Raw genomic sequence first — 9068 nt, 5'->3', positions numbered from 1 at the left:
CGATATCGGGGCCACCGACATCGTCTTCAACACCGGCACCGATGACATCGACGACGTCAAACGCCTCGCCGACGTCCTATTCTGACCGGACCGTGACACAACACCGGCATGGGTCCTCGAGGAATCGCCCAGAAAATGCTCCGGGTGGCTGGCCTGGGGCTGGCCGGCAGGGTGATGCTGGTTCTTCGGGCTGGATGTGACTCGTGAATCGTTTGACCTCAAAGGAATGCAAAGGCGTTCATTCACGGGATGCGGACAACAGGCCCGCCAGCTCCGCCGAGCGTTGATACAGGCGCGCTGCCAGGTCCGGATCGCCTGCCTGCGCATTCTCGAGTTCCGCCCGGCTCGAACGGTGGAAGAAGGCGCCATCGACTGTGGCCGGATCCGGCGTCGTGGCTAGGTAGAGCAGTGGTTCGGCGCCCTGTTCGGGCGTGGACTGCATGATTTTGCCCAGCGGCGATGCGGCGAGGATACGGATGATGGCCTTGTCCCGGTAGATGTCGCTGGCAACGATGCCGGGATGGAATGCGGATGCGACCACGTTGCTTCCGTGCATGCGACGGGAAAGTTCCAGGGTGAATATGACGGTAGCGAGCTTGGCCGAATAATAGGCCTGCATGGTGCTGTACCGACCGCGGGTCCGGTCGAGATCGTCGAGATCCAGGCGTCCTTTGCGATAAAAGGCACTGACAGTGTTGATGACCCGCGCTCCCTGTGGGGCCTCGGCAAGTCGATCGAGCAAGAGATTTGTCAGCAGGAATGGGGCCAGGTAGTTGACTTGGAAAGTCATTTCGTGGCCGTCGGGAGTTGTCTTGCGGGAGAAGAACAGGCCGCCGGCGTTGTTGGCCAGCACGTCGATTCGGGGATAGCGGGCGAGCAGTTCGTCGGCCAAGCGCCGCACATCGTCCAGGCGACTGAAATCGACGAGGTGGGGATCGGCGCCGATTTCGGCGGCGACGGCGGCAGTTCGCCCCGGCGATCGGCCGACCACTGCTACGGTGGCCCCCAGTTGCCGGAAGCGCCGGGCTGCCGCGGCGCCGATTCCTGAGCTTGCCCCTGTCACCACTAGCGTGTGATCGGTCAAGTGTCGCATCTCGAGGTCGTTGTTCATGACTGGCCACCTCCTGTAAGTACGGGTCGTGGCGCGGCACGGTGTCCCGCGCAGACCGCCGGCAGCGGCTACTCTTAACCTAAGCGGATCGGCACCAGCCAGGCTTGTGCCGTCGTGTCATCTCGATGGAATATCCGTGCCATACGCGCGATGTCGGGGGGTTGTGACAGGAAGCGCGTCGATGCAGGCGAGAAGATGAAACGCCCGACCGCACGGACCGGACATGCGTGAGTGGGTCGAGTGGGATGAAAGACAACGATCACGTCGAAGCGGGTAGCGCTGGAGAGCAAAAGGTATTCAGCACGGACGTCACCGACGCGAACTCTCGGCGGGACAACTTCGGCATCTTCCAGCGCGAGTGGGACGAACAGATCGGCGAACCGTACCCGCTGCCGCCCTTCGGGGCGGATGGGACCGGGGAATTCCGGGCCACCATTCGCGCCTACAAGGTGCACGATGCGGCGCTTGTAGACGTTTACGGTGAGTCGATCTTCGGCACCCTCGACGGCGCGCTCGATCCAGACAGTGACTGGGTGCTGCTGCACGTCGTGCAGCGCGGTAAATGGAGCTATGAGCGCCCGAGTGATGGCAGTCGAGTAACCGCCTCGGCCGGGCAGTTCGTCATCAGGCATGTCGGGCAGTCATCGTTCGAAGCGGCGTCGCGGGCAAAGGTCAAGGCGCTGATCCTGCCCGCCTCGCATGTGCGGCCCCTGCTCGGAAATTCGTATCTCGTCGGCTCGGCCGGCTCTGCCGAGATGCGCGTGCTGACGGCCCACGCAAACATGGTCGCCGCAACGATCGGCGACCTCATGCCAGCCGGTATCCAGAGCGCACACAGCGCTCTCGTGGAGCTGCTGAAAGGCGTTCTGCGCCAATCGATCGACGATAGTGAACCGCAATTGGCGTCCGCGTTGGCCAATGCGGCGAAAACCCTCGCGGACCAGCACCTCACCGATCCTGATCTCTCCCCGGCCAGGCTGGCTCGCCAACTCAACGTCTCGGTGCGGACGCTGCACCGGGCCTTCGCCGCGGATGGCGGGTCGATGGCCGTATACATCCGTGACAGCCGTCTGGAACAGGCCCGGCGCGAGCTGGCCGTACCGCGCGGCGGACCGCACGTCTCGGAACTTGCCGCTTACTTTCAGTTCGCGGACAGCAGTCACTTCATCCGCGCTTTCAAGAAGCGGTACGGCCAAACTCCCGCCCAGTTCGCCCGTGATCGTCGACATGAGTCGAACCGCTCGGACGATCACGTGGGCCGGCCGGGGTGAGATCGACCGAACTACCGACGGCGAGACGCGTTGGTACCGGGGGTTGAGCACAACGGTCGCTTATCTTCCGGCGATACGGAAGACAACAAGAAGAGACGGGAGAGAGCGTGACCGCTGAGAGCACCGAGATGCTCCCCGGGCCCACCACCGTGATGACGCAGATGCTGGCTGGGTTCCAGGTGTCGCAAGCGCTGTACGTCATTGCCAAGCTCGACGTGGCGACCGTGCTCGACGACGGACCGCTCAGCCACGTTGAACTGGCCCGCCGGACCGGCGCGCATCCGCCTTCCCTCCGACGTCTGATCCGGACCCTCGCCCCGCTCGGGGTGTTCCGCACCGAGGGCGAACTGGTGCACACCACCGAACTCGGCGCGGTGCTGTCCCGCCGGCATCCGCAGTCGCTGCACGCGGTGGCGCACTTCTGGATGGAGACGCATTACCGTCCGTTCGCCGAACTGCTGCGCACGGCACGGACCGGCGAGACGGCCGCGACGTACCATCTCGGCGAGCCGTTCTTCAACTGGATCGCCGCAGATCCGGATCGTGCCGCACTGCTGAGCCGGGCGATGGCCGAGGTCACCGGGGCCCTACGGACCGGGATGTTCGACGGCTACCAGCTGCCCGAAGGGGAGGTGGTAGCCGACATCGGCGGGGCGGACGGCTCGGTATTGCACACCCTGCTGGCCGGTGAATCGGGGCGCCGGGGCATCGTCTTCGACCAGCCCACGGTAGTGCCCACGGCCGAGAAACGCATCCGCGAGACCGGGGTCGCCGACCGCGTCGTGGCCCTCGGCGGGGACTTCTTCGCCGAGGTACCTCGGGCCGATGTCTACATCCTGTCCTACGTTCTGCACGACTGGGATGACGCGTCCGCGCTGCGTATCCTCGGTTCGATCGCGGCCGCTGCGAAACCCGGTGCGCGCCTGCTGATCCTGGAAGGGATCGTGCCTGAGGGCGATGTTGCGCACATGACGAAGATGATCGACCTGACCATGCTCGGGATAACCTCGGGCCGGGAACGGACCGCCGTGGAGTACGAGAGCCTGCTGAACGCCGGCGGGTTCACCGTCGACCGGACCGTGCCCACGCCGAGCCCGTACTCGATTATCGAGGCGACGCTGAGCCGCTGAGCGGAGTGGTCCTCGACCAGCGCGAACCCGCCACGGTCCGGCGAGTTCGCGCCGAGTCGCATTGTCGGCGAGGTCCAGTGTCGATCTCCTGCCATGAGACTCTGGCCGCCTCGAGCACGGCGCGGCTGTCTCGCTACACCGACCGCCTTCCCGCAGTGTGTCGGACCTCGATGACCCTGGATGGCTCGGACACAAACGACGCTCGTCGTTCAGCGTGGAATCGCTTGCGGTGCACCCGGCGTCGATGTGGCGCGGCATGCTCAGCGACGACCAGATCAGCGCCGCGGTCCCGCCCGGCCTGATCCGGCTCGCCACGGGAATCGAAGACACCACCGACCTGGTCGCCGACGTCCTCGCCGCAGCCGACGGTGCCCTCACCGCGGCCGACTGACCGCCTCTGCAGCGAAACATCCTGAATACCAACTTCCCCCAATAACTTTCGATCCCGAGCGATCCAAGGAGAAGGAGCTCTGCATGAAGACGCTGATGTCAGGCGGCACCGTCATCAGCATGAACCCGGCCATCGGCGACCTCGACCACGGCGATGTGCTGATTGAGGACGGTGTCATCGTCGCGGTCGCCGAGCACATCGACGCGCCCGACGCTCAGGTGATCGACGCCTCCGACCGGATCGTCATGCCCGGACTCATCGACAATCACCGCCACAACTGGCAGACCGCGTTCCGGGGCGTCGGCGCGGATTGGACCTTCCCCCAGTGGACAACCGCCATGCACCGCACAGTCAAAGCCCATTACCAGCCCGAAGACGTCTACATCGCCACCCGGCTCGGACGACTGGAAGCTCTGCATTCCGGGATCACCACCATGCTCGACTGGTACCACGTCGCCCAAGGACACGACCACGAAGACGCCGCGATCGCCGCCCTGCGCGACACCCCCCGGCCGGTCGATCTTCTGCCTCGGCGCGGGATGGGCCGCCCCGACCTCCGTCGACGAGGACATCCGCCGCGTTCGTGCCGAACTGGCCGCCGACGACGCGCTGGTCACCATGGCCTGGGGGCTGCGTGGCCCCGAGGACATCGGCATGGACACCACCGCCCGCGAGCTGAAGCTGGCCGCGGAGCTCGGCCTGCGCACCAGCCTGCACATCGTCTCCGACGGCACCCAGCGCCCCGTCGCCGACCTGCACGAGCACGGACTGCTGAGCGAGACCACCACCTTCGTGCACGCCAACGGGATCAGCGACGACGAGCTGCGCGTGCTCGCCGACGCCGGCAGTTCCATCTCGATCAGCCCCGACGTCGAACTGAAAATGGGCTTCGGTGCACCGATGACCGGCCGCGCCCTCGCTGCGGGCCTGCGCCCGACCCTGTCGATCGATGTCGTGCCCTCCGTGAGCGGGGACATGTTCACCGTGATGCGTGCCGCGTTCGCCGCACAACGCGGCCTCGACGGCGGCTTGCTGGCACGAGACCTGTTGCAGTTCACCACTATCGACGCCGCCGCCTCCTGCGGACTCGCCGCCCGCACCGGCAGCCTCACCCCGGGCAAGAGCGCCGACATCATCCTGCTGCGCACCGACGACCCGACCGTCTTCCCGGTCACCGACCCGGTCGGAACCATCGTCAGCGCAGGCCACCCCGGCCTCGTCGACACCGTCTTGGTCGCCGGACGAGTGGTCAAATGCGACGGCAAACTCCTCGAGGCGGATCTGCCGATGCTGCGTAACCGCCTCCTCGAATCCCGCGACCGGATCGCCGCAGCCGCCGGTGTTCAGCTCAACGGCACCTGGGATCCGCAACCAGATACGGAATAGGGACTGCCTCGCTGTCGCGGCGAGTTCAGCCCAACCAACACGAAGAGTCTGTCCGTTCCCGCCGATCTCGTCACTGCTGTTAGCGGCCTCTTCCTCGAGCGCCTTTCTCTTGTCGAAGATGGGGCGATCTTTGCTTCGAGTTCGTCCAGCGTCGTGCCCATGACCCTCCTCATCAGGTGGGGTCACAACGTATCCAGCCGCGAACAACCGTGCAGGACAACAGGATTACTCCATCGTGCAAGACATTCCAGGCCCGCGAGTCGGCTGCGATGCTGCAACGTCAGGCTCCGGCGCGCCACGCTATCCGGGCCCTGAAGCTCATCCTGCTGCATACGCCCCTACCTCCCGGCAGAAGGAGTCGTCAATCGCCAAAATCGAACTTGACTCCGGTCGCGCTCTCCGCCTGGCGCCAGAACTCCTGGCCGAACTCCTCGCTGGCGCTGGACGCGGCGGCCTCGATCCGGACGGCACGGCCCGCAACGCGGCCTCGGGGTCCGTAGTAGTCGCCGCCCTTCGCGTTCGGGTCGGTCGCGGCGCGCACCGCAGTCCACGCGCCGCGATCCTTGCCTTGGGCGTAGAGCGCCGAGAGGTAGTCGTAAGGTTTGCGTTTGTCGATGATGCCGGGGCGGCGGGGCGACTTCAGGTCGATCGCGATGCCGGGGTGCGCTAGGAGCGATTCGATCGTGCTCGCCGCGGCGGTCAATCTGCGTTGTAGTTCGAACGCGAATGCGAGCACGGAGTGTTTGGAGTATCCGTAGGCGCGGAAGAAGTTGAACTTTCCCTGTTCGCTTTGCAGGTTCGAAGGATCGAGCTTTACCACCTGGGTTGCTTGACTCGCCTGACTGACGATCCGGCCATGTGGGGCGAGCGTCGAAAGCGTGAGCGCGGACAGCGCGAATGGTCCGAATGCGTTGGCGCCCATAACGAGTTCCATCCCGTCGCGAGTGATCTCCCGCTTGCGTCCGCCGGTGGTCACGCCTGCGTTGTTGATGAGCCCGTCGATGGGGCCGTATTTCCGGATCGCGTCGGCGGCATCATGAATCGATGCCAACGATGTGAGGTCCAGACGCACGAAGTCGACTATCGTTCCGGGCGCGAACGTGCGAATCGACGCTGCGGCGATTTCAGCCTTCTGCTCGGAACGTGAGGCGAGGATGATGCGGGCACCGGCTTCGGCGAGCTGCTCGCTGATGAAGTAGCCGATTCCGGCGTTGCCGCCGGTCACGACGAATGTCTTGCCTTCCTGCGTCGGCAAGTCCTTGGGGTCCCAGTGGTCGCTCGTCACAGGTGGTCCTCTCGAATAGGGATGTCTTGCTGTTGAGCTGGTCGCTGCGGTGCGGTCAGGCGATGGACGCCGAAGGCACGACGAACGAGGGAGTCGAACGCGCGGTCGGGAAGCAGCCATCGCAGGAACACCATGGGCGTGGCGCCGAGTCCGACGCGGTAGCGAGTTCGCGGACGTTCCGTTTGCGCGATGCGCGCGATCGCCTGTGCGACGACGTCGGGATCGGATGCAGTACGTGCGCTGGGCTCGGAGCTTGCGGCGAGGTTCTCAGCCACCTGGTCGGCCATACCTTCGTACGGGCCCGAGTGCGCCGAGCTCCGTACATGTTCAGCCGCGATGGCGCCCCACTGCGTGCGGATCGACCCGGGCTCGACCACGACGACGCGGATGCCGAACGGTGCTGTCTCGATTCGCAGCGCGTCGCTGAGAGCCTCGACTGCGTACTTACTTGCGTGATACCAGCCGCCCAGCGGTGCCACGAGCTTGCCGCCCATGGAGCTGACGTTGATGATCGTGCCGCCGTGCTGTTCTCGCATCTGCGGAAGCACGAGCTGCGTGAGGCGGGCCAGACCGAAGACATTGACCTCGAACTGGTTGCGCGCTTCCTGGATCGGCGTGCTCTCGATGGCGCCATACGATCCGTAGCCGGCGTTGTTGACGAGGACGTCGAGGCGGCCGGACTTCTCGACAATCGTGTGGGCGGCCGCCACAACGGAGGCCTCGTCGGTCAGATCAAGGCTCAGCACCTCGATGCCAGCGTCTTCGAGCGATGACATGCGCTCCACCCGGCGTGCGGCGGCGTAGACCACAAAGCCAGCAGCCCTCAAGCGCTGCGCGGTTGCAGCTCCGATACCGGAGGAGGCTCCGGTTACTAATGCGACTCGCTGCATCACTGCACCCCTTGTCAATGTTGTCACTGAGTGCCAAAATTAGCACCTAACGCCAAATCTGCGCAAGGATTACGCTCAAGTCATGATCGATCGCAGCCCCGGCCTCCGAGAGCGCACGCGCAGCGCCGTGCAGTGGGAGATTGCAGAGTCAGCCGCCTCACTCTTCGTCGAGCAGGGCTACGAGGGAACAACGATCGACGACGTTGCAGCGGCTGTCGGCATGTCGAAGCGGAGCGTGTTCCGCTACTTCGAAACCAAAGAGGATCTGGTCCTCGGAAAGTTCGACGCGCTCGCCGGTGCAATGCTGGCCGGACTACGAACCCGACCGGTCGGCGAGCCAACCTGGGAATCGCTGTGCGCGATGCTCAAACTTCTAGTGCCGCATATTGATTCGGAGGGCAGGGATGTCGTCACCGCACCCCTGCAACGATTGATCTACGAGACGCCCGTCCTTCTCGCGGGCTACCTGGAGCGCCAGTATCAAGTGCAGAAGTCTGTTGTGGCGACGCTTCGAGAGCGTGCCGAGAAGGCCGGCCAGCCTATTGCAGCCAACGATCCCGCGCCGCGCGTGTTAACGGCAGCCGCGTTCGGGTGCCTGATGGTTGCGCAGCAGGCGTGGCTTGAAGACGATTCGGATTCGTTCACCGACGTGCTGGAGCGAACTCTGTCCATCATCGATTGATCCTGTCGCTCGCGCGGCGCGGCAGGCGCGGTGACGAGAGCCCCACCCGCGCGGCCAGCTCGCTGTTGCCCACCGTCAATGCGGTGGCTCGCCCTCGGTCATCGGTGCGCGGAACGGGCTGTCGGTCCGTGGTGCCCTAGCCCTAATGGGGCGGACGCAACGCACTCTTCTGCCGCTTATCGAGCGTATAGATCGAGGTCTAGCGGCCCCGAGGACCGGCATTCGCTGTGGACCTACGTCGAAGGGTTCGTCCCGGTGGCTATCGCCGGCCTCGGGGCAGACCGTCTGCCTGACTCCCTTTATGTCGTCCTAGGGTTCTTGTCTGCCTGTGTGTCCGTTGTGGCGAGGGGGTGGGGTTCCCCGGTGAGGTGGGCGAGAGCGGAGGCGACTTCGTTGATTGTTGCGGTGGTGTAGATGCCGGTGGGTCCGGCGTTGCCGAGGGCGTGGCGGGCGAACTCGCGTGCGGTCGCGCCGCCGTAGCGGCGTTCGACCCAGGTGGTTGTGGTGTGGCGTAGCCAGTGGATGGAGATGCCGTGGGTGATGACCCAGGGTAGATGTCGGCCGAGGCGTTCGAACAGGTAGTTGTAGCGACGGCGAGTGATGGGTTTGCCGTTGCGTGCACGGAGTAGTTGTTCGTTCGGTGCGGCTGCGCGCTGTTGGGCGTGGCGGCACAGAGCGCGCATCAGTGTGGGGGAGACCGGCTGCCATTGTTGGGTGCCGCCCTTTTCCCGTAGGAGGATCACCGACTGTACGGGATCGAGATCTTGGGGACGCAAGGCCAGGGCACCGCCGCGGCGGCAGGCGGTTTCGGTGTGTAGGCGTGGCAGCAGGGTGTCGAGTTCGGGGTCGTTGCCGGTGGTGGCGGCGACGTGGTTGATCTCGGTGAGGATGTCTTCGGGCAGTGCACGCCGGTTGGATCGGG

At 65.1% G+C, this 9068-nt stretch carries 9 protein-coding genes and 1 pseudogene; 6 read left to right on the top strand and 4 right to left on the bottom strand.

Annotation, left to right across the window (positions count from 1 at the left end):
- Positions 1-238 precede the first annotated feature (238 nt).
- The gene (locus AB0J29_RS36700) at positions 239-1111 is read right to left on the bottom strand and encodes an SDR family NAD(P)-dependent oxidoreductase (protein WP_364795861.1); all 873 of its coding nucleotides are present in this window, start codon (positions 1109-1111) and stop codon (positions 239-241) included.
- 245 nt (positions 1112-1356) lie between these two features.
- On the opposite strand from AB0J29_RS36700, the gene AB0J29_RS36695 reads away from it, so the two are divergent.
- The 5 genes and pseudogenes from AB0J29_RS36695 (at position 1357) to AB0J29_RS36675 (ending at position 5289) form a co-directional block, all read left to right on the top strand.
- Positions 1357-2382: a helix-turn-helix domain-containing protein gene (locus tag AB0J29_RS36695; RefSeq protein WP_364795859.1), complete on the top strand. Its 1026-nt coding sequence runs from the start codon at positions 1357-1359 to the stop codon at positions 2380-2382.
- A 107-nt stretch (positions 2383-2489) separates the two neighbouring features.
- Positions 2490-3512 (top strand): methyltransferase, encoded by a 1023-nt coding sequence (locus AB0J29_RS36690; protein WP_364795856.1) that lies wholly within the window; start codon positions 2490-2492, stop codon positions 3510-3512.
- A 214-nt stretch (positions 3513-3726) separates the two neighbouring features.
- Positions 3727-3903: a PLP-dependent transferase gene (locus tag AB0J29_RS36685; protein WP_364795853.1), complete on the top strand. Its 177-nt coding sequence runs from the start codon at positions 3727-3729 to the stop codon at positions 3901-3903.
- A gap of 83 nt (positions 3904-3986) precedes the next feature.
- A pseudogene (locus AB0J29_RS36680) lies at positions 3987-4307 on the top strand (hypothetical protein); the annotation flags it as partial.
- A 250-nt stretch (positions 4308-4557) separates the two neighbouring features.
- Positions 4558-5289, top strand: coding sequence for an amidohydrolase family protein (locus AB0J29_RS36675; protein ID WP_364795851.1), 732 nt, complete (start codon positions 4558-4560; stop codon positions 5287-5289).
- Positions 5290-5650: 361 nt separating this feature from the next.
- Here the strand turns inward: AB0J29_RS36675 and AB0J29_RS36670 are convergent, their stop codons facing one another.
- Both AB0J29_RS36670 and AB0J29_RS36665 read right to left on the bottom strand, forming a co-directional pair.
- Positions 5651-6574, bottom strand: coding sequence for an SDR family NAD(P)-dependent oxidoreductase (locus AB0J29_RS36670; protein ID WP_364795848.1), 924 nt, complete (start codon positions 6572-6574; stop codon positions 5651-5653).
- Complete coding sequence (locus AB0J29_RS36665; RefSeq protein WP_364795845.1) at positions 6571-7464, bottom strand: oxidoreductase; 894 nt, start codon at positions 7462-7464, stop codon at positions 6571-6573. The genes AB0J29_RS36670 and AB0J29_RS36665 overlap by 4 nt, the downstream gene beginning before the upstream one ends.
- A gap of 82 nt (positions 7465-7546) precedes the next feature.
- Here AB0J29_RS36665 and AB0J29_RS36660 point away from each other — a divergent pair, with 82 nt between their 5' ends.
- On the top strand, positions 7547-8146 hold the full coding sequence (locus AB0J29_RS36660; protein WP_364795843.1) for a TetR/AcrR family transcriptional regulator: 600 nt from the start codon (positions 7547-7549) through the stop codon (positions 8144-8146).
- 299 nt (positions 8147-8445) lie between these two features.
- On the opposite strand, the gene AB0J29_RS36655 is transcribed toward AB0J29_RS36660, so the two are convergent.
- On the bottom strand, positions 8446-9068 hold a 623-nt coding region (locus AB0J29_RS36655), incomplete at its 5' end, for a site-specific integrase (RefSeq protein ID WP_364795840.1).

Origin of the sequence: Nocardia sp. NPDC049707 (assembly GCF_040674855.1) — a bacterium.
Lineage (GTDB): Bacteria > Actinomycetota > Actinomycetes > Mycobacteriales > Mycobacteriaceae > Nocardia.
The sequence above is the reverse complement of the archived record's forward strand: the minus strand, read 5'-3'. Positions and strand labels throughout refer to the sequence as shown.